The sequence below is a fragment of the Diaphorobacter oryzae DSM 22780 genome (assembly GCF_059568935.1).
The window spans coordinates 267,509-288,751 of the sequence record NZ_JCANUL010000004.1 but is presented as its reverse complement, the minus strand read 5'-3'; the positions used below and the strand labels follow the sequence as shown (position 1 = coordinate 288,751).

Sequence of the window (21,243 nt, the reverse complement as noted above, 5' to 3'; positions counted from 1 at the left end):
GCGACCGCCTCTCCCGACAAGGACCCCGTGATGATGAACCGCCGTACCCTGACCCACGCCGCAGCCGCCTTGGCCGCCGCCGCATGGATGGCCCTGCCGCAGGCCGCCCTGGCCGCCGACGAGGCACCCGATGCGCTGGTCAAGCGCCTGTCGGTCGATGTGCTGGAGACGCTGCGCAATGACAAGTCCATCAAGGCCGGCGACGTGGACAAGATCATGGTGCTGGTGGACAAGACCATCCTGCCGCATGTGAACTTCCGCCGCATGACGGCCGCCGCCGTGGGCCCCAACTGGCGCAAGGCCACGCCCGAGCAGCAAAAGCGGCTGCAGGAGGAGTTCAAGACCCTGCTGGTGCGCACCTACTCGGGCGCCCTGAGCCAGGTGACGGACCAGACCATCGTCATCAAGCCGCTGCGCGCCGCCGCGGACGACAAGGACGTGCTGGTGCGCACCGAGATTCGCGGCCGCGGCGACCCGGTGCAGCTCGACTACCGCCTGGAAAAGACGCCGGGCGATGGCGCCGGCTGGAAGATCTACAACCTGAACGTGCTGGGCGTCTGGCTGGTGGAGACCTACCGCAGCCAGTTCGCGCAGGAGATCAACGCCAAGGGCGTGGATGGCCTGATCGAGACCCTGGTGGCGCGCAACAAGGCCAATGCCGGCACCGTGGGTGCCAAGTGACGGCGGGGCGCCCATGCTGGTACTGCCCACCGAACTGACCCACGGCCAGGCGGCCGTCAGCCTGCGCATGCTGCTGCAGGCGCTGAAGGCCCAGGGCGAATCGCCGGTGGTGGTGGATGCCGGGGCGCTGGCCACCTTCGACTCCTCGGCCCTGGCCGTGCTGCTGGAGTGCCGCCGCGCGGCGCTCTTCGAGGGCAAGGGCTTCGTAGTCAAGTCCCTGCCGCCGGCGCTGGCCAGCCTGGCCGGGCTGTATGGCGTGCAGGAGCTGCTGCCCGCCGCGCAGGCGGGCGCCTGAGCGGGCGACTCTGCCCGCCCGCGCAAGGCCCTGCGCAACCGTCGGCAGGGTGACCGCCTTAGAATCCCGGGCTCCCATGCCTGCCGTCTCCTTCCAGTCCGTCTCCAAGACCTTTTCCACGCCCAAGGGCCCTTTTCAGGCGCTGCACGACGTCAGCCTGGACATCGAGGAGGGCGAGTTCTTCGGCCTGCTGGGCCCCAATGGCGCCGGCAAGACCACGCTGATCAGCATCCTGGCCGGCCTGGCGCGCGCCAGCAGCGGCCGGGTGTCGGTGCTGGGGCACGACGTGCAGGCCGACTTCGCCGCCGCGCGCCGCCGGCTGGGCGTGGTGCCGCAGGAGCTGGTGTTCGACCCGTTCTTCAACGTGCGCGAGACGCTGCGCCTGCAGTCGGGCTACTTCGGCGTGAAGAACAACGACGCCTGGATCGACGAGCTGCTGGAGAACCTGGGCCTGGCCGACAAGGCCACGGCCAACATGCGCCAGCTCTCGGGGGGCATGAAGCGCCGCGTGCTGGTGGCCCAGGCGCTGGTGCACAAGCCGCCCATCATCGTGCTGGACGAGCCCACGGCCGGCGTGGACGTGGAGCTGCGCCAGACGCTGTGGCAGTTCGTGGCCCGCCTCAACAAGCAGGGCCACACCGTGCTGCTCACCACCCATTACCTGGAGGAGGCCGAGGCGCTGTGCACGCGCCTGGCCATGCTCAAGCGCGGCCGCGTGGTGGCGCTGGCGCGCACGTCGGAGCTGCTGCAGGCGGCCTCCACCAACGTGCTGCGCTTCAAGACCGACGACGCCCTGCCCGCTGCGCTGGCGCCGCTGGCGCGCGTGACGGGCCGCGTGGCCCAGCTGCCCGCGCAGGATGCACAGGAGATCGAGCGCCTGCTGGCCCAGCTGCGCGCCGCCGGCGTGCGCGTGGAGGACGTGGAGATCCGCAAGGCCGACCTGGAGGACGTGTTCCTCAATGTGATGGCCGCCGAGCCGGAGGAGCGCGCATGACCGGCTGGCAGACCCTGTTCTACAAGGAAGTGCTGCGCTTTTGGAAGGTGAGCTTCCAGACCGTGGCCGCGCCCGTGCTCACGGCCGTGCTGTACCTGCTGATCTTCGGCCATGTGCTCGAAGACCATGTGAAGGTCTACGGCACCTTGAGCTACACCGCCTTCCTGGTGCCCGGCCTGGTGATGATGAGCGTGCTGCAGAACGCCTTTGCCAACAGCTCGTCCAGCCTGATCCAGAGCAAGATCATGGGCAGCCTGGTGTTCGTGCTGCTCACGCCGCTGTCGCACCGCGCCTGGTTCGCGGCCTATGTGGGCTCGTCCGTGGTGCGCGGGCTGGCCGTGGGCCTGGGCGTGTTCGTCGCCACGCTGGCGTTTGCCACGCCGCAGTTCGCCGCGCCGCTGTGGATCCTGGCGTTCGCGCTGCTGGGTGCGGCGCTGCTGGCCACGCTGGGCGTGATCGCCGGATTGTGGGCCGACAAGTTCGACCAGATGGCGGCGTTCCAGAACTTCATCATCGTGCCCATGACCTTCCTGTCGGGCGTCTTCTACTCGATCCAGTCGCTGCCGCCGTTCTGGCAGGGCGTGAGCCACCTGAACCCGTTCTTCTACATGATCGACGGCTTCCGCTACGGCTTCTTCGGCGTGAGCGACGTGTCGCCCTGGCTCAGCCTGGGCATCGTCGGCCTGGCCTGGGCGCTGGTGAGCCTGCTGGCGCTGCACCTGCTGCGCACGGGCTACAAAATCAGGAATTGATATGACCGCAGACCAACTCAAGGACATCATCAGCGCGGGCCTGGCCTGCGAGCACCTCCAGCTGGAGGGCGACGGCCGCCACTGGTATGCCACCATCGTCTCGGCCGAGTTCGAGGGCAAGCGCCAGATCCAGCGCCACCAGCGCGTCTACGCCACGCTGGGCACGCGCATGCAGACCGACGAGGTGCACGCGCTGTCGATGAAGACCTTCACCCCCGCCGAATGGGCCCAGGCCCAGGGCGGCGGGGCCTGAGCCGGGCCGCCGCACCCCGCGGCGGGATCTGCAATACTCACCTTTTGATAGCTGCTTGCGCTTGATGGATAAGCGCTAGAGGCACTTTTGACCTCAAGGCAGCACACCCCGGCATTTCCATGGACAAACTCCTGATTCGCGGTGGCCGCCCCCTGGTGGGCGAGGTGCCGATCTCCGGCGCCAAGAACGCGGCCCTGCCCGAGCTGTGCGCCGCGCTGCTCACGGCCGAGCCGGTCACGCTCTGCAACGTGCCGCGCCTGCAGGACGTGGCCACCATGCTCACGCTCATCCGCAACATGGGCGTGCAGGTGGACCGCCTGGAGGACCCCGACTGCACGGTGGCCGAGGCCACGGGCAAGGTGCGCATCGACGCCGCCGGCCTGTCCACGCCCGAGGCGCCCTACGACCTGGTCAAGACCATGCGCGCCTCGGTGCTGGCGCTGGGGCCGCTGCTGGCGCGCTTCGGCGAGGCCACGGTGTCGCTGCCCGGCGGCTGCGCCATAGGCTCGCGACCGGTGGACCAGCACATCAAGGGCCTGACGGCCATGGGCGCCGAGATCATCGTCGAGCACGGCTACATGATCGCCCGGCTGCCCGCGGGACGCACGCGCCTGCAGGGCGCGCACATCACCACCGACATGGTCACGGTGACGGGCACCGAAAACTTCCTCATGGCCGCCACGCTGGCCGAGGGCGAGACCGTGCTGGAAAACGCCGCCCAGGAGCCCGAGGTGGTGGACCTGGCCGAAATGCTCATCAAGATGGGCGCCAGGATCGAGGGCCACGGCACCAGCCGCATCCGCATCCAGGGCGTGCCGCAGCTGCACGGCTGCGAACACGCGGTGGTGGCCGACCGCATCGAGGCCGGCACCTTCCTGTGCGCCGTGGCGGCCACGGGCGGCGATGCGCTCTTGCGCCACGGCCGCGCCGACCACCTGGACGCCGTGATCGACAAGCTGCGCGATGCCGGCGTGCGCGTGGAGCCCGAGGCGGGCGGCATCCGCGTGCACAGCCCGGGCGCCGCGCAACTGAAGGCGCAGAGCTTTCGCACCACCGAATACCCGGGCTTTCCCACCGACATGCAGGCGCAGTTCATGGCGCTGAACGTGGTGGCCCAGGGCACGGCCACGGTGTCCGAAACCATCTTTGAAAACCGCTTCATGCATGTCAACGAAATGCTGCGCCTGGGTGCCAAAATCCAGACCACGGATGGCCGCCTGGCGGTGATCGAGGGCCTGGGGGGCGGCCAGCTGTCGGGCGCCACCGTCATGGCCACCGACCTGCGCGCCTCGGCCAGCCTGGTGATCGCCGGGCTGGTGGCCGGCGGCGAGACCCTGGTGGACCGCATCTACCATCTGGACCGCGGCTACGACTGCATGGAAGCCAAACTGCGCGGCCTGGGCGCCGACATCGAAAGAATCCAATGACCCAGCAGATCACGCTGGCCCTGTCCAAGGGCCGCATCTTCGACGAAACCCTGCCCCTGCTGGCCGCCGCCGGCATCGAGGTGCTGGAAGACCCGGAAAAGTCGCGCAAGCTCATCCTGCCCACCAACCGCCCCGAGGTGCGGGTGGTGCTGGTGCGCGCCACCGACGTGCCCACCTATGTGCAGTACGGCGGCGCCGACATCGGCGTGGCCGGCAAGGACTCGCTCATCGAGCATGGCGGCCAGGGGCTGTTTCGCCCGCTGGACCTGCGCATCGCCAAGTGCCGCGTGAGCGTGGCCGTGCGCGCCGACTTCGACTACGCGCATGCCGTCACCCAGGGCTCGCGCCTGAAGGTGGCCACCAAGTACACCAGCATCGCGCGCGACTTCTTCGCCAGCAAGGGCGTGCACGTGGACATGATCAAGCTCTACGGCAGCATGGAGCTGGCGCCGCTCACCGGCCTGGCCGACGCCATCGTGGACCTGGTCTCCACCGGCAACACGCTCAAGGCCAACCACCTGGTGGAGGTGGAGCAGATCATGGACATCAGCTCGCACCTGGTGGTCAACCAGGCCGCGCTCAAGCTCAAGCAGGCGCCGCTGCGCCGCATCATCGACGCGTTCGCGTCCGCCATCCCCCAGGACTGAAGGCCTTCATACTATGAAATTCGTAGCTGCTCCCGCCCGTCTGTCAACCACTTCAGCCACTTTTGATGCTGATTTTGCAGCCCGCCTGCATTGGTCGGCCGACACGGACGCAGCCATCGAGCAGCGCGTGGCCGACATCCTGGCCGACGTGCAGCAGCGGGGCGACGCAGCTGTGCTGGACTACACCGCGCGCTTCGACGGCCTGCAGGCCGGCGCCCTGGCCGCGCTGGAGCTGACGCAGGCCGAGCTGAAGGCCGCCTACGACGGCCTGCCCGCCGAGCAGCAGGGCGCGCTCACCGCCGCCGCCGCCCGCGTGCGCAGCTACCACGAGGCGCAGAAGAAGGCCTCCGGCGAGAGCTGGAGCTACCGCGACGCAGACGGCACCCTGCTGGGCCAGAAGGTCACGCCGCTGGACCGCGTGGGCATCTACGTGCCCGGCGGCAAGGCCGCCTACCCCAGCAGCGTGCTGATGAACGCCATCCCCGCGCATGTGGCGGGCGTGCCCGAGATCATCATGGTCGTGCCCACCCCGCGCGGCGAGAAGAACCCACTGGTGCTGGCCGCCGCCTACGTGGCCGGCGTCTCGCGCGGCTTCACCATCGGCGGCGCCCAGGCCGTGGCCGCGCTGGCCTACGGCACGGCCACCATCCCGAAGGTGGACAAGATCACCGGCCCCGGCAACGCCTACGTGGCCAGCGCCAAGAAGCGCGTGTTCGGCACCGTGGGCATCGACATGATCGCCGGCCCCAGCGAAATACTGGTGCTGGCCGACGGCAGCACGCCGCCCGACTGGGTGGCCATGGACCTGTTCAGCCAGGCCGAGCACGACGAGCTGGCGCAGAGCATCCTGCTGTGCCCCGACGCGGCCTACATCGACGCCGTGCAGCGCGAAATTGACCGCCTGCTGCCCGAGATGCCGCGCGCCGAGATCATCGCCAAGAGCCTGAACGGCCGTGGCGCGCTGATCTTGACCCGCGACATGGAAGAGGCCTGCGCCATCAGCAACCGCATCGCCCCCGAGCACCTGGAGGTCAGCAGCCGCGATCCGCACCAGTGGGAGCCGCTGCTCAAGCACGCCGGCGCCATCTTCCTGGGCGCCTACACCAGTGAGAGCCTGGGCGACTACTGCGCCGGCCCCAACCATGTGCTGCCCACCAGCGGTACGGCTCGCTTCAGCTCGCCGCTGGGCGTGTACGACTTCCAAAAGCGCAGCAGCCTCATCGAGGTGAGCGAGCAGGGCGCCCAGAGCCTGGGCCGCATCGCCAGCGTGCTGGCGCATGGCGAGGGCCTGCAGGGCCATGCGCGCGCGGCGGAGATGCGGTTGAAGTAAGCCGTTCCGCCCTTTCGCAGGAAAGCCGCAGGCCGTGAGGTGCTGCGGCTTTTTACTTGTGGGCCGGCTGATAAGCGAAGATGCCCTGCAGAAAAGGAGGGGCGGACGAACGCAACCATGCAGCATTTGATCGTGGAGATGTTGGAAGGACATGCCGACTTGGTGGTGGAGGGGCTACCAGCCATTAAGGGGCTGTCCATACGCTTTGATCCACAGCGCCTGTGCATAGAGGTGTGGCTATCAGACCTGAGTCCAGTGGTCGGTGAGCTGTCACGGCAGTTCTTCCAAGGTACGTCGCCTCCGATCCGTTTGACCAACGTCGTGCTTCGCACTTGCAGACCCGAGAGGACGCTGAGGGCCAATGAGTTGGTGCTGTACCCCAGCAGTTCTATCAAGGCGTGGCCGGCGATTTCTTGGGAGCCCGATGACACGGAATCGCGCAGGCTGGAGTTGAGGCCTTCATCGTCGAAGGCACTTGCGTTTGTCAGTGACGAACTGATCTCGAAAGAGCATCCCTATCAGGTCTATTACGGTGGCGCCTGCACGGGTTTTCAAGTGCCGCGTTCCCTGCGGCATCCATCACTCCCCTCCGAGATCTTTCTTCACCGCGATCACCCCATGCCTGGGGTGCTTCGGGCATCCAGTGCCGAGGATTTCTTCGCGCAGGAGCCGCGTATCCATGCCGCATGGAGACTGCTTCATGGCCAGGACCTGCCATGGATTCTGAAAGTGAGCGGGCGCGAGGTGCACTTTCACGGTGACAGGCTCAAAGGCGGACTTTCCTATCTGCCGGCGGCAGACCCTAACGCTGTGCCTTTCATGAGCGCGGTATTGAGCGGATTTCTTGAGCTGGATGCACAGAAGTTTGGCGCGGCACATGCAGCCTTGAGGTTTCATATTGCAGGCAAGCAAGCAGACCTCTGGCTGGAGGGGCGCTTCATGCTGCTGATGACATGCGTTGAAGCCATGGATGGAGTGCGTGACTTGGACGAGGACTGCACTGTCGCCATGCTGGGTGTCGACCGTGCTGTGGCGAAGTTGCTCAACTGTTTGCGCAACAAATTCATGCACGGCGCGGGCGGGTATGAGGCGGCTTTTGCAAAGGTGCTGGAACAAGACTTCAAGAAAGCGAGAGATCGGGAATCTGCAGCACTCAGGGAGTTTGTGTCGCCCCAGGAAACGCTGGACTTTGTGAAGCTTTTGGCGCGACTGTGCGAACGTCTCGACGCCTTCTGGTGCGCTTATCTGGGGGTGAGCCCGGATCTTGAGCAGCGCTACTCAATAATCGGTTTGATGCCGCCCGTAGATAGGGCGGCGTGGGAGCTTGCCGTCGATAACGAGAACTGGAACCGGCAACGCAAAAGGGATGCGTCGACGAGTCTATGGGAGCAAGCGGCGGCAGAGCGAGGCTGAGTTGCGGGCACTTTCTGTGCACTGGTTCAAAAGTGCCACAAGGGTTGGAGCGCATTCCGCATGGAGTTTGGTGCTGAACAAACCATCTCCCCGCGTAACTCCCAGGTTGATCGCCGCCACCGGCACCCCCCGCTCGCGTGCGGCATGCACAAAACGCAGGCCTGACATGACCATGAGCGAGCTGCCCACGATGAGCAGCAGGTCGCTGGCCGCGAGTTGGGCCATGGCGTGCTGCACGCGTTCGCGCGGCACGTTCTCGCCGTAGAACACCACATCTGGTTTCAGAATGCCGCCGCACAGCGGGCAGGGCGGCACGGCGAAGGCCGAAAAATCCACGCCGCTCAGGTCGGCATCGCCATCGGGGGCGGCGCTGGCGTGGCGGTGCTGCCAGTGCGGGTTGGCCTGCAGCAAGGCGTGCTGGTAGTCGGCGCGCGGGCTCAAGGCGCGGCACTGCATGCACACCACCTGGTCGAGCCGCCCGTGCAAGTCCACCACCTGCTGGCTGCCCGCGCGCTGGTGCAGGCCGTCCACGTTCTGCGTGATGAGCTGGTGCACATGGCCGGCCTGCTCCAGTTGCGCCAGCGCCTGGTGCGCGGCATTGGGCCGGGCCTGGCTGAACACGGGCCAGCCGATCAGGCTGCGCGCCCAGTAGCGCTGGCGCGTGGCAGGTGAGCCCATGAAATCCTGAAACTGCACGGGCGCGGGACGCTTCCAGGCGCCCGTGGCGTCGCGGTAGTCGGGTATGCCGCTGTCGGTGCTGATGCCCGCGCCCGTCAGCACCGTCCAGCGGGGATGGGCGCGCAACAGGGTGAGAAGCTCGGCCGCAGGGGCGTGGGCGTGCATGGGGCAGTAGACGTGGGTGGCGCATTGTGCGTGCATCTGGCAAATCCTGTGGAACCATGGGTACACGAATTTCGTGCAACACGAAATTCGTGTAGACTGCACCGCATGAAGAACGTCACCATCACCGTGGACGATCCGGTGCTCGAATGGGCACGCATCGAGGCGGCGCGCCGCGGCAGCAGCGTGTCGCGCATGGTGGGTGACTTTCTGGGCGAGATGCAGCGCCGCGAGGACGCCTATGAGCGCGCCTACCTGGCCTGGCGCACCGACGAGCGCACCTGGAGCAGCGGGATGCAGGCGGCGGGCCAGCCTGTGGTCAGCGGCTTTGACCGTGCCCCGGCGCCCGAAGCTGTCCGTGCGCCGGCGGCCTTGGCGGAGCGGTCGCTGGCCCAGCCGGTGTTCGTGGACACGGCCGTACTTATCGCCGCCGAGGATGGCGCCGATACGGCCCTGCAGGCCATGGTGCTGGCGGGCCTGGACCTGCTGTGGCGCGAGCGCGCCGGCCGCGTCAGCACGCAGGTGCTGGCCGAGTTCTACGGAACGGTGACGCGCCATGCCACCCAGCCCATGTCCCAGGGCGATGCACGCGCCGCCATCCGCCGCTACAACAGCTGGACCCCCTGGCAGATCGACGCCGCCACGCTGGAGACCGCCTGGGCCCTGGAGGCCCGCCATCAGCTTGCCTGGGGCGACTGCCTGGCGCTGGCGGCAGCGCAGCACAGCGGCTGCGCCAGCCTGCTGTCGCTGAGCCTGCCGCAGGGCGCGCAGTACGGCGGCGTGGAGGTGCTGCATCCGCTGCACTGCGTGCTCCAGGCTTCGGCCTGAGCCGTGGCGCGCTCAACTGTTGAATGGAGTGATTGCGCATGACGACCGATCCTGTTGACCTGCCCGCGCTGGCGCGCATCCGCGACGATGTGCGCGCCATGCATGCCTACCCCGTGGCCGACGCCACGGGCTACCTGAAGATGGACGCGATGGAGAACCCCTTCGGCCTGCCGCCCGCGCTGCAGGCCGCGCTGGGGCAGCGGCTGGGGGCCTTGGCGCTCAACCGCTACCCGGGCCCGCGCCAGAACGATTTGAAGGCCGCGCTGGCGGCCTACGCCGGGGCGCCCGAGGGCAGTGCCGTGCTGCTGGGCAATGGCTCGGACGAACTCATCAGCCTGGTGCAGATGGCCTGCGCGCGCCGCGACGCGGGCGCCGCGCCCCGGGTGCTGGCCCCCGTGCCGGGCTTCGTGATGTACGCCATGTGCGCGCAGCAGCATGGCCTGCAGTATGTGGGCGTGGAGCTGGACGGGGAGTTCCAGCTGCGCGAGCAGGCCATGCTCGACGCCATTGCCACGCACCGCCCGGCCATCACCTTCCTGGCCTACCCCAACAACCCCACCGCCACGCTGTGGGACGAGGCCGTGGTGCAGCGCATCGTGGACGCAGCGGGCGCCCAGGGCGGCATCGTGGTCATGGACGAGGCCTACCAGCCCTTCGCCAGCCGCAGCTGGATCGAGCGCATGCGCGCTGAGCCGGCGCGCAACGGCCATGTGCTGCTCATGCGCACCCTCAGCAAGTTCGGCCTGGCCGGAGTGCGCCTGGGCTACATGATCGGCCCGGCCGCGCTGGTGCACGAGATCGACAAGCTGCGCCCGCCCTACAACGTGAGCGTGCTCAACTGCGAGGCCGCGCTGTTCGCACTGGAGCACGCCGATGTGTTCGCCGCCCAGGCGGCCGAGCTGTGCGCCGCGCGCGACGGGCTGCTGACCGCGCTGCGCGCCATGCCGGGCATCCAGAAGGTCTGGGACAGCCAGGCCAACATGGTGCTGGTGCGCGTGGCGGATTCCGCACGGGTCTACGAGGGCATGAAGGCGCGCAAGGTCCTCGTAAAGAACGTTTCTACAATGCACCCATTGCTGGGCAACTGCCTGCGTCTGACGGTCGGAAGCAGCTCCGACAACGCCCAGATGCTGGCGGCACTCCAGGCATCCCTATGACTTCCTCTGCACTCGTTACCTCGGCACCCGCCGATTTCGCCCCCCGCATGGCCGACGTGAGCCGCAACACGGCGGAGACGCGCATCAGCGTGCGCGTCAACCTCGACGGCACGGGCGAGGCCAGCCTGCACACGGGCATCGGCTTCTTCGACCACATGCTCGACCAGATCGCGCGCCACGGGCTCATCGACATGGACGTGCGCTGCGACGGCGACCTGCACATCGACGGCCACCACACGGTGGAAGACGTGGGCATCGCGCTGGGCCAGGCCTTCGCGCGCGCCGTGGGCGACAAGAAGGGCATCCGCCGCTACGGCCATGCCTATGTGCCGCTGGACGAGGCGCTGTCGCGCGTGGTGGTGGACTTCTCGGGCCGCCCGGGCCTGCACCTGCACATTCCGTTCACGGCCGCCAGCATCGGCGGCTTCGACACGCAGCTCACCTACGAGTTCTTCCAGGGCTTCGTCAACCATGCGGGCGTGACGCTGCACATCGACAACCTGAAGGGCATCAACGCGCACCACCAGTGCGAGACGGTGTTCAAGGCCTTCGCGCGCGCGCTGCGCGCGGCGCTGGAGCGCGACCCGCGCGCGGCCGGCATCATTCCGTCCACCAAGGGTACCCTGTAAATATCAAGCCAAAATGGCCTCTAACGCTTATAGGGTAATCGCTTAAAGCTATGAATAGTGAAGCAAAAACCGTGGCGGTCGTGGACTATGGCATGGGCAACCTGCGCTCCGTGTCGCAGGCCGTGCAGGCAGCGGCCCAGGGCAGCGGTTGGTCGGTGGCCGTCACCGCGCAACCCGACGTGGTGCGCGCCGCGCAGCGCGTGGTGCTGCCGGGCCAGGGCGCCATGCCCGACTGCATGCGCGAGCTGCGCGAGTCCGGCCTGCTCGAATCCGTGCTCGAGGCCGCGGCCACCAAGCCGCTGTTCGGCGTCTGCGTGGGCATGCAGATGCTGCTGGACCACAGCGCCGAGGGCGACACCCCCGGCCTGGGCCTGATCCACGGCGAGGTGCTCAAGTTCGACCTGGCGGGCCGCACCCAGCCCGACGGCAGCCGCTACAAGGTGCCGCAGATGGGCTGGAACCGCGTGCGCCAGATGCGCCACGGCGGCGCGGCGCACCCCGTGTGGGCCGGCGTGCCGGACGACAGCTACTTTTATTTCGTACACAGCTTCTATGCGCGGCCGGCCGACCCGGCGCACTGCGCGGGCGAGGCCGACTACGGCGGGCCCTTTGCAGCGGCCGTCGCTCGCGATAACATTTTTGCCACGCAGTTCCACCCGGAGAAAAGCGCCGAGCACGGCTTGGCGCTGTACCGCAACTTCTTGCACTGGACGCCCTGATTCTTCAACCCGGTAGGGCCGGGCCTTTGGCCGCTCGCCCCATTCTTCGCCTCTCATCATGCTGCTCATCCCCGCCATCGACCTCAAGGACGGCCATTGCGTACGCCTCAAGCAAGGTGACATGGACCAATCGACCACCTTTGGCGAAGACCCCGCCGCCATGGCCCGCAAGTGGGCGGATGCCGGCGCGCGCCGCCTGCACCTGGTGGACCTGAACGGCGCCTTCGCGGGCCAGCCCAAGAACAAGGCGGCCATCAAGGCCATCCTGGCCGAGGTGGGCTCGGACATCCCGGTGCAGCTCGGCGGCGGCATCCGCGACCTGGACACCATCGAGCGCTACATCGACGCGGGCCTGGAATACGTCATCATCGGCACGGCCGCGGTGAAGAACCCGGGCTTCCTCAAGGACGCCTGCAGCGCCTTCGGCGGCCACATCATCGTGGGCCTGGACGCCAAGGACGGCAAGGTGGCCACCGATGGCTGGAGCAAGCTCACGGGCCACGAAGTGGTGGACCTGGCGCGCAAGTTCCAGGACTGGGGCGTGGAGTCCATCATCTACACCGACATCGGCCGCGACGGCATGCTGTCGGGCATCAACATCGAGGCCACAGTCAAGCTGGCCCAGGCGCTCACGATTCCCGTGATCGCCTCGGGCGGCCTGGCCGGCATTGCCGACATCGAGCAGCTCTGCGAGGTGGAGGGCGAGGGCATCGAGGGCGTGATCTGCGGCCGTGCCATCTACTCGGGCGACCTCGACTTCACGGCGGCCCAGCTGCGGGCGGACGAGCTGAGCGCCGTCTGAGCGCGGCCCGATCGCCCGGCGGCGCGGTCATCATCAGCGGCGCCCGCCTGCGGCGCCGCCAACATGCTCTCAGAACAGGGAGCCGGCGACCCAGTCGAACCGCACGTCCAGCGGCAGCTGGTGGATGCGGTAGGCGGCGGGCAAGGGCTCCAGCGCCTGCAGGCGCACCACGATCGACGGCGTGCGAGGCGTCAGTGGCGACACCCGATCGGCCGGCGGGCTCTGCGCCTCCGTCACCAAGCTCACCACCCGCGCACGGGCCCTGCCGCCGTCCATGAAGCGCAAGGTGGCCTGGCGGCCCACCTGGGCGTAGCGGGCCATCTCTGCGGGCAGATAGGCCAGTACGAGCGGTTCCTCTTGGCCTTGCAGCACGGCGATCTCGGTGCCCGGCGTGATCCATTCGCCGCTGCGCACCAGGGGGCGCACCACCGTGGCCGCGAACGGGGCCACTGCCGTGGCGGCTGGGGTGGGCGGCGGCGTCTGTGCCATGCCGGGCGGCGCCGGTAGCGGCGCCAGGGCCTGCCTGCGCTCGCGTTCCAGCAGCGCCTGGTGCTCGCGCACATCGGCCCGGGCACGGCTGAGATCCGCCTGCGCCTGCAGCTCCTGAAAGCGCAGGTTGTCTACCTCCTGGCGGGTCGCGGCACCCTGGTCGCGCAGCTTCTGCATCGCCTGCAGCCGCTCCTGCTGGATGGCCAGCCGGCTTTGCGCCAGGCGCTGCGCCTCGGCCAGCATGGCCTGCCGGGCCGCCTGGCCTGGCAGGGATTCGGCGGTGGTGGCCGCCGGTATGGGGATGGGCGGCGTGGGCGTTTCGCCTGCGGGGACCTCCAGCTCCATCAGGGGCTGGCCCGGCTGCACGGTGGCGCCGGCCTCGGCGATGCGGGCCACCCGCCCGGCGGCGGGGGCGCGCAGGGTGATCTGCTCGACCGTCACTTGGGCGGGGGTGGTTTCCCACCAATAGGCGATGCTGAAGCGGATCAGCAGGTAGGCGGGCAGCACCAGCACCATGGCCAGCAGCAGGTACCAGCGCCAGCGCGGCACCTGCCGTTTGGCGGCGGCATAGCGCACGGCCAGGCCGTTGGTCTCGCGCGCCGAGCTGGGCGGAGTGTCAAACTGGATCTTCAAGGCTTGGCCTCCCTATAGTCTTCCCACGACTGCACCACGATGCCCTGGAAGCCGGGCACGGGCGCCAGCATGCGTGCCAGCTCGCGCCAGCGTTGCAGCGACACCGCCTGGCCCATGCCGTAGCTGCTCTCCTGCGCGGGCAATGCGCGTTCGATGCTCTGCGCGACCGACAGACGCAGTTGCGCGGGTCCGCGCAGCAGCGGGCGTGTGATGGCGGCCGTGCGTTCGGGGTTGTTGACATAGACCATGGCCACCAGCTCGCTGACCCCGGCCGCATGCACCCGCTGGGTGAAGGTGGGGTGGCTCAGTTCGCGGTAATGGGTGGTGAGTGCGATGGGCCATGGCGACCGCGCATGCACCGCGCGCAGGGTGTCGATGAGATGCGTATCCCAGTGCCGCTGCTGAGCGGCAGGCAACTGGCTGCGCTCCAGGTCGAGGTGCAGGCCGTCGAAGGGCAGGCCGCGCAGGGCCTCGACCGTGGCCAGCAATGGCTCGCGCTCCCGCGGCAGTACCCAGGTGGGTTCGCCCAGCAGCAGTTCGATGCGCAGGTTCAGTGCATGCGCCCGCGCGATGAATTCCTTGGCCCGGGCCTGCCCCTGCGGCTGGGCCAGGGCGCGCAACTGCGGCGCCGTGAACGACAGCAGCAGCCGCTGGCTGCCCGCGGGCAACTCGCCCAGGCGTTCCGGTCGCTCCAGCAGGGCCTGGCCCTGCCACACGTACCAGCCCAGGCCCGGCATGGGCTGCGTGCGTGCATGGGGGGCGGAGGTTTTGCCGGCCAGCAACGCCAGCGTGGTGGCCAGTGGATCGGGGGCCGCGGGCGCGGCCTCGGTCCAGCCGAGAGGGCAGTCGCCGCCCAGGGCCAGCACCTCCAGCGCGGCCAGGTCGCGGCGCTCGGCGCCATCCACGACCTGCACGGCGGCCTGGTACAGGGCATGGCGGGCCATCAGCAGCTTGGAATAGCCATCGCCGTCGAATGCGTCCATGCGCAGCTGCGCCACGCGCAGGGCCTCCAGGGCTGCGCGCTGGCGATGTTCGTGGCTTGCCATTTCCTGGCTGCGCAGGCGGTAGCGGGAGAGGGACTGCTGAGCGGCCGCTTCAAACTCGCCGCGGCGCAGTTCCAGCAGGGTTTGGGCGCGCTCGATTTCGCTCTGGGCCTGCGCCAGGGCCGCATCGCGCTGCGCCCGCCACTGCAGCGGCATGGAGAAGTCCACGCCCACGCGCGTGCTGTGCCCCGGGGGGCCGCTCAGGTCCCGGCTGAAGGACTGCGCCACCGTCACGTTGGCCTCCAGGCCCTCGGTACGGGCATGGCCCTGCCGCTGCAGGGATGCATCCACCTCCAGCTGCGCCAGTTCCACGGCGGGGGGGCGGCCGTCGGCCAGGAATTCGGGGGTCAGGCAGGTCGCAGGCCACAGCGGTTCACGGGTCTGGATGGCGGCCTGGGGCTGGCCGGTGAGGCGCGCGATTTCTGCCCGCGCCAGCTCTTGGGCCGCACTCTGGCCGTCGTGGGCGGCTTGCACGGCGTCGAACAGGCCGGTCAGGTCCAGCCGGTCGGCCTCCAGCAGCGCGCCCGCGTCGCGCCGGCGCTGCAGCTGCCCCTGGGTTTCCGCCCGTGCCTGCAGGAAGGCGCCGGCCACGCGGCTGCGCTCGGCGCTGCGCAGGTGGCGCACATAGGCCTGGCGCACGGCGTGCACGGCCTCGGTTTCCATCTGCTGGCGGCGTATGCGGCTTTGCGACAGGGCGTGCTGCGCGTCGCCTGCCTGGCGCTGCTGGGCCGCCCGGCTGCCCAGCAGGGGCCAGCGCACGCCCAGTTGCACCTGGCTGCGCTGGTAGTCGCGGCTGAGGGTGTCGGTCACGGCCTCGCGTGCGTTGTCCAGGCCGACGCCGCCGAACAGCTGGGCGCCCTGGCGGGCCTGGGACACCGCGCTGCGCTGCTCGGCCACGGCCACCTCGGCCTGCGCCAGCCTGGCGGACGGGGCGAAGGCGCGGGCCCGGTCTTCCAGTTGTGCCAGCGATGCGGGAGCCACGGCCGTGGCGGTGGCCTGCGTGCAGCACCAGGCCAGAGCCAGCGCGGTGACAAGGGAGTGGTGGAGGCTGCGTGGAAACATCTCAGAACTTGGTCTTGCGCAGCACCCACCAGGGCGCCATGGACGAGTCGAGGTGGGACCTCATGAACATTTCCATCATGATGGAAAACGAGCAGTGCACGCGGTTGGCAAACGCGAACAGCGGAAACAGCGGCAGGTACAGCAGATAGGCCAGGTCGTCGCGCGGGCGTTCGGACACGGCGACGACGTAGAGCAGAAAGTAAAACAGCAGCGCCGCGAAGTAGGCCAGGTAGATGAAGGCCAGCACGCCCAGCACGACCCCCAGGGGCTGCGTGAACAGCATCATGCCGGTGTAGGCGACGATGAGGAACGGCAACACCAGTTGCATGAGCAGGCCGTTCACCACCACGAACAGGAAGTTGCGCCAGCCCAGCAGGCGTGGGCGCAGGTTGTAGCGGAACTTGCGGATGAAGATGTAGAACATGTCCCCATCCCAGCGCAGTCGCTGGCGAAAGAAAATGCGCCAGGTGTCGGGGGCGTCGGTATGGCCCACGGCGTGGGGCTCGAACGCGATGCGCAGGTTCGGGTGACGGCCGAAGTACTGCTTGATGCGCATCGTCATGTCCAGGTCTTCGGCCGAGCCCGCGTCCCAGCCGCCGAGGTTGCGCAGGAACTGGGTGCGAAACACGCCGAACGCGCCGGAGATGTTGTTGACGATGTTGAACTCCGACAGCCCCGTCTTGCCCGCGCCGATGGACAGCATGTACTCCAGCGTCTGCAGCCGCGTCACCAGGGAGCGCTTGGCATTACGCACGCGCAGGTTGCCGGCCACGCCCACCACGCCCGGGTCGTCGAAATGCCGCGTGGCGTTGCGCACCATGTCGTTGTCGAACGAGGTGTCGCCGTCCAGCGCCATCACGATCTCGCCGGTGGCGATGGACAGCCCCGCGTTGAGCGATGAGACGCGCCCGCCGCGCTGCCATTTGGGCAGCACCACCAGGCGCCGCCGCTGCGCGCCGGCCAGCAGGGAGCGCGCACCGCGCGCGGCCTGCAGGGTGGGGCGGTTTTGCACCGCGCCGTCGATCACGGCGATGATCTCGATGAAGCCCGGGTACAGCTGTTGGGCCAGCGACTGGATGGTCTTGCGCACGTCCTCGCCCTCGGAGTAGCAGGTGATCACGCAGGACACGCTGGGGTAGCGTTCGCGCTGGCGGTGCGGCAGGTGCTCGCGCAGCCCGTACTTCACCATGCCCACGGTCACGAGCACAAAGAACGGAGCCTCCAGAAACACGACGAATGGAAAGAATTTGAGCGCCAGCTCAAGCCAGTTCTGCTGGCTGGAGCTGGCAAACAGCGTGGAGAACGCAAAGACGGCGGTATCCCACATGGGGTCAGGCCTGCTGCAGCAGGCGCTCCATCAGTGACTCCGCCTTGTCCCCGCTGCGCTGGTCGCTGGGGACCTGCAGATGCCGGATGCGCGCCTGCAGCGGCATCTCTCCGTCCAGGGAGGACTGGGCCGCCAGTACCTTCTGCAGCCGCGCGGTCAGGCCCTGCGGGTCGGAGAAGGGCAGGAAGAGCCACAGCTTGTCTTCCTGGGTGCGCGTCGTGATGTCGGAGGTGCGCAGCAGTTCGTGCAGGCGGCGCGCGAACTCATCGAGCATCAGAAAGACCCGCGCGGCCCCCTGCTGTTCGACCAGCTCCGTGGCGTTCTGGAATTCGATCAGCATCAGCCCGAAGCGCATTTCGGCATGGCGCGTGCTGGTGGCCAGCGCCCAGTCCAGCATGCGGCGGAAATGCGGCGGTTCCACATAGTTGGCCGTGTCGAGCGCCGCAAACGACTCCTGGATCTGCCCTGCGCGCAGCGCCGTGCGGCCGTGGGCGCTGAGCCGCAGGGCGGCGATCTCGCGCACGTCCAGGGCATTGGGTTCGGACGTGGTCCGGCACTCCAGGCACCGCGCCTGTACGGCGGTCTCCACAAACACGTGGTGGCAGCTGCCGCAGGCGTACTGCGTGAGCGGGCGGTCATAGTCCACGCCGATGTGCCGCAACGCGGTGGAGCACTGGGGGCAGGTCAGTGCGCCATCGTCATGGAAATCGCTTTCGGGGGCCACATGGCCGCAGGAAAAGCAGTGCAGGGATGGCTCCTTGCGGATCTGCAGGCTGGAGCAGTGCGGGCACACGTCGATGTAGTGGATGTGCGCGCAGCCGCAGGTACGGCAATGCCGGGTCCGGTCGATCAGGGTGGAAGGCTCCAGCAGCTTGCGCCGTATCAGCGTGGCCAGGCAGTTGCCGGCGTCTTCGCCGCTCTGCGCAAGGGCATCCACCACGGGGTAGTGGTAGAGCATGACATGGCTGCGCTCGCACAGCGGCTGCAGCTCGGCGTTGTCCCGCACATAGAGGTAGTACAGCACCCGCTCTTCCAGGCGCATGTCCTCCGGGCGCAGCCGGAGGCCGCGGCGCACTGCCAGGCTGCGTTCGGCGATGGCCATGGCTTCGGTGTAGGTAGCCGTGCCGTCGGCCAGCAGCGGTGCGGACTGCGCCCCCGGCGCCATCAGCGCGGGGCGGTCCCACCAGGCGCTGCGGCGCACCTGGGTCACCAGCTCCGCCGCTGCCTGCGTGCTCCACCCGTCCAGGTAGAAGCCCAGGGGGAGTACCCCGGACTGGGTATAGGCCTCCCATGAGGCGAAGACCGGGCTGTCCGACTCCCCGGGCGCGGGCTGGCCGGAGGGGCGCAGCACCACCATGTGCTCAACAAAGGGAGGGGTGATGGGCGGTGCATTCATTGTGAAGCGTGGAGTGGGCACTCACGGAGAAGTTGCACTATATGTATCGGCAGAAGGAAAAGTTTGTCAAATGGTGACTTGTCGATTGTCGGGCCGGTCTTGTGCGCCGTATGCCCATGGTCCATGGCATGGCTGCTATCGCGTATTTGGGACAGGCGGTACATTCCCGAATCCCTATCTTAAAAGAGTGACGACACGTGATTCTTGTGACCGGTGGCGCCGGTTTCATCGGCTCCCATACCTGCATGGCGCTGGCGGACGCGGGCATTCCCTTCCTTTTGCTCGACAACTTCAGCAATAGCCGCCGCTCCGTGCTCGAGCGGCTGGGGCGCTTGCTCGGCGCGCCGCCTGTCTGCGTGGAGGGTGACGTGCGCGACACGGCGCTCCTGGCGCGGCTGTTCGCGGCGCATCCCATCGAGGGCGTCATCCATTTCGCCGCGTTCAAGGCCGTGGCCGAGTCGGTGCGCGAACCGTTGCGCTATTACGACAACAACGTGGCCGGCACGGTGGCGTTGCTGCGGGCCATGCAGGCGGCCGGCGTGCGCACGCTGGTGTTTTCCTCATCGGCCACGGTGTACGGCGATCCGGCCGAGCTGCCGGTGCGCGAGGACTTCCCGCTGTCCGCCACCAACCCCTACGGCTGGAGCAAGCTCATGATGGAGCAGGTGCTGGCCGACGTGGACCAGGCCGAGCCGGGCCAGTGGCGCATTGCGCGCCTGCGCTACTTCAATCCCGTGGGGGCCCACCCGAGCGGCCTGATCGGCGAGGACCCGCAGGATGTGCCCGGCAACCTGATGCCCTACGTGGCCCAGGTGGCAGCGGGCTGGCGCGAGGCGCTGTCCGTCTATGGCGGCGACTACCCCACGCCCGACGGCACCGGGGTGCGCGACTACATCCACGTCTGCGATCTGGCCGAGGGGCACCTGGCCGCGCTGCGCTACCTGCGCGCACACCCGGGGCTGCTGACGGTGAACCTGGGAACGGGGCGGCCGGTCTCGGTGCTGGAAATGGTGCACGGTTTCGAGCGCGCCAGCGGGCGGGCCGTGCCTTACCGCATCGTCCCGCGCCGCGCCGGGGATGTGGCCGCATGCTGGGCGGACCCTGCGCTGGCCGAGCGACTGCTGGGATGGCGCGCCCAGCGCGACCTGCAGGCCATGTGCCAGGACGCCTGGCGCTGGCAGGACGGCACCGCCCGCAGCCTGCGCGGCACCTGACAGCCGGCGCTGCGGCGGGGCATGGTACGCTGCATGCTCCTGCCGCCGGGGCGCGGCGCCTCTGCCTTTCCCATGCTTGCCAAACGCATCATTCCCTGCCTTGACGTGACCGGTGGCCGCGTCGTCAAGGGCGTCAACTTCGTCGAGCTGCGCGATGCGGGCGATCCGGTCGAGATCGCAGCGCGCTACAACGCGCAGGGCGCGGACGAACTCACCTTCCTCGACATCACCGCCACCAGCGACGGGCGCGACCTGATCCTGCCCATCATCGAGGCCGTGGCCAGTCAGGTCTTCATTCCGCTCACCGTGGGCGGCGGCGTGCGCACCGTCGAAGACGTGCGCCGCCTGCTCAACGCGGGCGCGGACAAGACCAGCTTCAACTCCGCCGCCATCGCCAACCCCGATGTCATCAACGCCGCCAGCCACAAGTACGGCGCCCAGTGCATCGTGGTGGCCATCGACGCCAAGCGCCGCCAGGGCGACGATCTGGCCCAGCGCGGCGAGGGCTGGGACGTGTACAGCCATGGCGGGCGCAAGAACACCGGCCTGGACGCGGTGCAATGGGCCATGGAGATGGCACGGCGCGGCGCGGGCGAGATCCTGCTGACCAGCATGGACCGCGACGGCACCAAGAGCGGCTTTGACCTGCAGCTGACGCGCGCCGTGAGCGATGCCATCAGCGTGCCCGTGATCGCCTCGGGCGGCGTGGGCAGCCTGGACGACCTGGCCGACGGCGTGCAGCAAGGCGGTGCCGACGCGGTGCTGGCTGCCAGCATCTTCCACTACGGCGAATACACCGTGGCCCAGGCCAAGCAGCGCATGGCCGAGCGCGGCATTCCGGTGCGCCTCTGATTTTGGGGTCCAATTGGCCTTAGATGCCGATGTACAAAGCGCAAGCAGCTACCAATTAAATAGCATGAACTGGCTAGATCAAGTGAAATGGGATGCGCAGGGCCTGGTGCCCGTGATTGCGCAGGAGCAGGCGACGGGTGACGTGCTGATGTTCGCCTGGATGAACCGCGAGGCCCTGGCCCAGACGGCCGAGCTGGGCCGCGCCGTGTATTTCAGCCGCTCGCGCGGCAAGCTGTGGTTCAAGGGCGAGGAGTCGGGCCATGTGCAGACCGTGCACGAGATCCGCCTGGACTGCGACAACGACGTGGTGCTGCTGAAGGTGACGCAGCAGGGGCACGAGCCCGGCATCGCCTGCCACACCGGCCGCCACAGCTGCTTCTTCAGCGTGCTCAGGGGCGGGGCGTGGCAGGCCGTCGATCCGGTCTTGAAAGATCCCGAGTCCATCTACAAGTAGGCACAT

The 21,243-nt window shown here is 68.3% G+C and carries 22 protein-coding genes; 17 read left to right on the top strand and 5 right to left on the bottom strand.

The window, feature by feature from the left end:
• Window positions 1-30 precede the first annotated feature (30 nt).
• The 9 genes from BP68_RS09265 (at window position 31) to BP68_RS09225 (ending at window position 7,792) form a co-directional block, all read left to right on the top strand.
• Window positions 31-681, top strand: coding sequence for an MlaC/ttg2D family ABC transporter substrate-binding protein (locus BP68_RS09265; protein WP_496371081.1), 651 nt, complete (start codon window positions 31-33; stop codon window positions 679-681).
• A complete protein-coding gene (locus tag BP68_RS09260) occupies window positions 656-976 on the top strand; it encodes an STAS domain-containing protein (RefSeq protein WP_496370911.1) in 321 nt (106 codons plus the stop codon). The genes BP68_RS09265 and BP68_RS09260 overlap by 26 nt, the downstream gene beginning before the upstream one ends.
• A 76-nt stretch (window positions 977-1,052) precedes the next feature.
• Window positions 1,053-1,970, top strand: coding sequence for an ABC transporter ATP-binding protein (locus tag BP68_RS09255; protein WP_496370909.1), 918 nt, complete (start codon window positions 1,053-1,055; stop codon window positions 1,968-1,970).
• Window positions 1,967-2,722 carry an ABC transporter permease gene (locus BP68_RS09250; protein ID WP_496370907.1) on the top strand — a complete coding sequence of 252 codons (756 nt, stop codon included), beginning with the start codon at window positions 1,967-1,969 and terminating at the stop codon, window positions 2,720-2,722. The genes BP68_RS09255 and BP68_RS09250 overlap by 4 nt, the downstream gene beginning before the upstream one ends.
• A 1-nt stretch (window position 2,723) precedes the next feature.
• Window positions 2,724-2,975, top strand: coding sequence for a BolA family protein (locus BP68_RS09245; protein WP_496370905.1), 252 nt, complete (start codon window positions 2,724-2,726; stop codon window positions 2,973-2,975).
• A gap of 119 nt (window positions 2,976-3,094) precedes the next feature.
• Entirely contained in the window at window positions 3,095-4,402 is a 1,308-nt protein-coding gene (murA, locus tag BP68_RS09240; protein WP_496370903.1) for a UDP-N-acetylglucosamine 1-carboxyvinyltransferase, read from the top strand.
• Window positions 4,399-5,049: an ATP phosphoribosyltransferase gene (gene hisG, locus BP68_RS09235; protein WP_496370901.1), complete on the top strand. Its 651-nt coding sequence runs from the start codon at window positions 4,399-4,401 to the stop codon at window positions 5,047-5,049. The genes murA and hisG overlap by 4 nt, the downstream gene beginning before the upstream one ends.
• 13 nt (window positions 5,050-5,062) lie before the next feature.
• Window positions 5,063-6,379: a histidinol dehydrogenase gene (gene hisD / locus BP68_RS09230; protein ID WP_496370899.1), complete on the top strand. Its 1,317-nt coding sequence runs from the start codon at window positions 5,063-5,065 to the stop codon at window positions 6,377-6,379.
• A gap of 117 nt (window positions 6,380-6,496) precedes the next feature.
• Window positions 6,497-7,792: a hypothetical protein gene (locus BP68_RS09225; protein ID WP_496370897.1), complete on the top strand. Its 1,296-nt coding sequence runs from the start codon at window positions 6,497-6,499 to the stop codon at window positions 7,790-7,792.
• Here the strand turns inward: BP68_RS09225 and BP68_RS09220 are convergent.
• Window positions 7,760-8,635 carry an NAD-dependent protein deacetylase gene (locus BP68_RS09220; RefSeq protein WP_496371079.1) on the bottom strand — a complete coding sequence of 292 codons (876 nt, stop codon included), beginning with the start codon at window positions 8,633-8,635 and terminating at the stop codon, window positions 7,760-7,762. The genes BP68_RS09225 and BP68_RS09220 overlap by 33 nt on opposite strands.
• Window positions 8,636-8,740: 105 nt before the next feature.
• Here BP68_RS09220 and BP68_RS09215 point away from each other — a divergent pair, with 105 nt between their 5' ends.
• From BP68_RS09215 to hisA, 5 genes are read left to right on the top strand one after another with little or no spacing between them, the layout of a single operon-like run.
• Window positions 8,741-9,460 carry a PIN domain-containing protein gene (locus BP68_RS09215; protein ID WP_496370895.1) on the top strand — a complete coding sequence of 240 codons (720 nt, stop codon included), beginning with the start codon at window positions 8,741-8,743 and terminating at the stop codon, window positions 9,458-9,460.
• A gap of 38 nt (window positions 9,461-9,498) precedes the next feature.
• Window positions 9,499-10,617 (top strand): pyridoxal phosphate-dependent aminotransferase, encoded by a 1,119-nt coding sequence (locus tag BP68_RS09210; RefSeq protein ID WP_496370893.1) that lies wholly within the window; start codon window positions 9,499-9,501, stop codon window positions 10,615-10,617.
• Window positions 10,614-11,246 carry an imidazoleglycerol-phosphate dehydratase HisB gene (gene hisB / locus BP68_RS09205; RefSeq protein ID WP_496370891.1) on the top strand — a complete coding sequence of 211 codons (633 nt, stop codon included), beginning with the start codon at window positions 10,614-10,616 and terminating at the stop codon, window positions 11,244-11,246. Before BP68_RS09210 ends, hisB begins: the two co-directional genes overlap by 4 nt.
• A 50-nt stretch (window positions 11,247-11,296) precedes the next feature.
• Entirely contained in the window at window positions 11,297-11,965 is a 669-nt protein-coding gene (gene hisH, locus BP68_RS09200; RefSeq protein ID WP_496370889.1) for an imidazole glycerol phosphate synthase subunit HisH, read from the top strand.
• 58 nt (window positions 11,966-12,023) lie between these two features.
• Window positions 12,024-12,767, top strand: a complete 744-nt coding sequence (hisA, locus tag BP68_RS09195) for a 1-(5-phosphoribosyl)-5-[(5-phosphoribosylamino)methylideneamino]imidazole-4-carboxamide isomerase (RefSeq protein WP_496370887.1) — start codon at window positions 12,024-12,026, stop codon at window positions 12,765-12,767.
• Between the two features lie 69 nt (window positions 12,768-12,836).
• Here the strand turns inward: hisA and BP68_RS09190 are convergent, their stop codons facing one another.
• From BP68_RS09190 to BP68_RS09175, 4 genes are read right to left on the bottom strand one after another with little or no spacing between them, the layout of a single operon-like run.
• Complete coding sequence (locus BP68_RS09190; protein ID WP_496370885.1) at window positions 12,837-13,889, bottom strand: HlyD family secretion protein; 1,053 nt, start codon at window positions 13,887-13,889, stop codon at window positions 12,837-12,839.
• Complete coding sequence (locus BP68_RS09185; RefSeq protein ID WP_496370883.1) at window positions 13,886-15,994, bottom strand: TolC family protein; 2,109 nt, start codon at window positions 15,992-15,994, stop codon at window positions 13,886-13,888. Before BP68_RS09185 ends, BP68_RS09190 begins: the two co-directional genes overlap by 4 nt.
• Before the next feature lies 1 nt (window position 15,995).
• Window positions 15,996-17,321: a glycosyltransferase family 2 protein gene (locus tag BP68_RS09180; RefSeq protein WP_496370881.1), complete on the bottom strand. Its 1,326-nt coding sequence runs from the start codon at window positions 17,319-17,321 to the stop codon at window positions 15,996-15,998.
• Window positions 17,322-17,325: 4 nt separating this feature from the next.
• Entirely contained in the window at window positions 17,326-18,717 is a 1,392-nt protein-coding gene (locus BP68_RS09175) for a TackOD1 domain-containing metal-binding protein (protein ID WP_496370879.1), read from the bottom strand.
• 197 nt (window positions 18,718-18,914) lie between these two features.
• On the opposite strand from BP68_RS09175, the gene galE reads away from it, so the two are divergent.
• From galE to hisI, 3 genes are all read left to right on the top strand, one after another.
• The gene (galE, locus tag BP68_RS09170) at window positions 18,915-19,931 is read left to right on the top strand and encodes a UDP-glucose 4-epimerase GalE (protein WP_496370877.1); all 1,017 of its coding nucleotides are present in this window, start codon (window positions 18,915-18,917) and stop codon (window positions 19,929-19,931) included.
• A gap of 72 nt (window positions 19,932-20,003) precedes the next feature.
• Window positions 20,004-20,783: an imidazole glycerol phosphate synthase subunit HisF gene (hisF, locus tag BP68_RS09165; RefSeq protein ID WP_496370876.1), complete on the top strand. Its 780-nt coding sequence runs from the start codon at window positions 20,004-20,006 to the stop codon at window positions 20,781-20,783.
• A 64-nt stretch (window positions 20,784-20,847) separates the two neighbouring features.
• Window positions 20,848-21,237: a phosphoribosyl-AMP cyclohydrolase gene (gene hisI, locus BP68_RS09160; RefSeq protein ID WP_496370874.1), complete on the top strand. Its 390-nt coding sequence runs from the start codon at window positions 20,848-20,850 to the stop codon at window positions 21,235-21,237.
• Window positions 21,238-21,243 lie beyond the last annotated feature (6 nt).

Coding starts and splice junctions, on each gene's coding strand:
- hisF (WP_496370876.1), top strand. CDS start 20,004: ATGCTTGCCAAACGCATCATTCCCTGCCTTGACGTGACCGGTGGCCGC.
- BP68_RS09215 (WP_496370895.1), top strand. CDS start 8,741: ATGAAGAACGTCACCATCACCGTGGACGATCCGGTGCTCGAATGGGCA.
- BP68_RS09225 (WP_496370897.1), top strand. CDS start 6,497: ATGCAGCATTTGATCGTGGAGATGTTGGAAGGACATGCCGACTTGGTG.
- hisB (WP_496370891.1), top strand. CDS start 10,614: ATGACTTCCTCTGCACTCGTTACCTCGGCACCCGCCGATTTCGCCCCC.
- BP68_RS09265 (WP_496371081.1), top strand. CDS start 31: ATGATGAACCGCCGTACCCTGACCCACGCCGCAGCCGCCTTGGCCGCC.
- hisH (WP_496370889.1), top strand. CDS start 11,297: ATGAATAGTGAAGCAAAAACCGTGGCGGTCGTGGACTATGGCATGGGC.
- hisI (WP_496370874.1), top strand. CDS start 20,848: ATGAACTGGCTAGATCAAGTGAAATGGGATGCGCAGGGCCTGGTGCCC.
- BP68_RS09260 (WP_496370911.1), top strand. CDS start 656: ATGCCGGCACCGTGGGTGCCAAGTGACGGCGGGGCGCCCATGCTGGTA.
- BP68_RS09175 (WP_496370879.1), bottom strand. CDS start 18,717: ATGAATGCACCGCCCATCACCCCTCCCTTTGTTGAGCACATGGTGGTG.
- hisA (WP_496370887.1), top strand. CDS start 12,024: ATGCTGCTCATCCCCGCCATCGACCTCAAGGACGGCCATTGCGTACGC.
- BP68_RS09255 (WP_496370909.1), top strand. CDS start 1,053: ATGCCTGCCGTCTCCTTCCAGTCCGTCTCCAAGACCTTTTCCACGCCC.
- BP68_RS09185 (WP_496370883.1), bottom strand. CDS start 15,994: ATGTTTCCACGCAGCCTCCACCACTCCCTTGTCACCGCGCTGGCTCTG.
- BP68_RS09245 (WP_496370905.1), top strand. CDS start 2,724: ATGACCGCAGACCAACTCAAGGACATCATCAGCGCGGGCCTGGCCTGC.
- hisG (WP_496370901.1), top strand. CDS start 4,399: ATGACCCAGCAGATCACGCTGGCCCTGTCCAAGGGCCGCATCTTCGAC.
- hisD (WP_496370899.1), top strand. CDS start 5,063: ATGAAATTCGTAGCTGCTCCCGCCCGTCTGTCAACCACTTCAGCCACT.
- BP68_RS09180 (WP_496370881.1), bottom strand. CDS start 17,321: ATGTGGGATACCGCCGTCTTTGCGTTCTCCACGCTGTTTGCCAGCTCC.
- BP68_RS09250 (WP_496370907.1), top strand. CDS start 1,967: ATGACCGGCTGGCAGACCCTGTTCTACAAGGAAGTGCTGCGCTTTTGG.
- murA (WP_496370903.1), top strand. CDS start 3,095: ATGGACAAACTCCTGATTCGCGGTGGCCGCCCCCTGGTGGGCGAGGTG.
- BP68_RS09220 (WP_496371079.1), bottom strand. CDS start 8,635: ATGCACGCCCACGCCCCTGCGGCCGAGCTTCTCACCCTGTTGCGCGCC.
- BP68_RS09210 (WP_496370893.1), top strand. CDS start 9,499: ATGACGACCGATCCTGTTGACCTGCCCGCGCTGGCGCGCATCCGCGAC.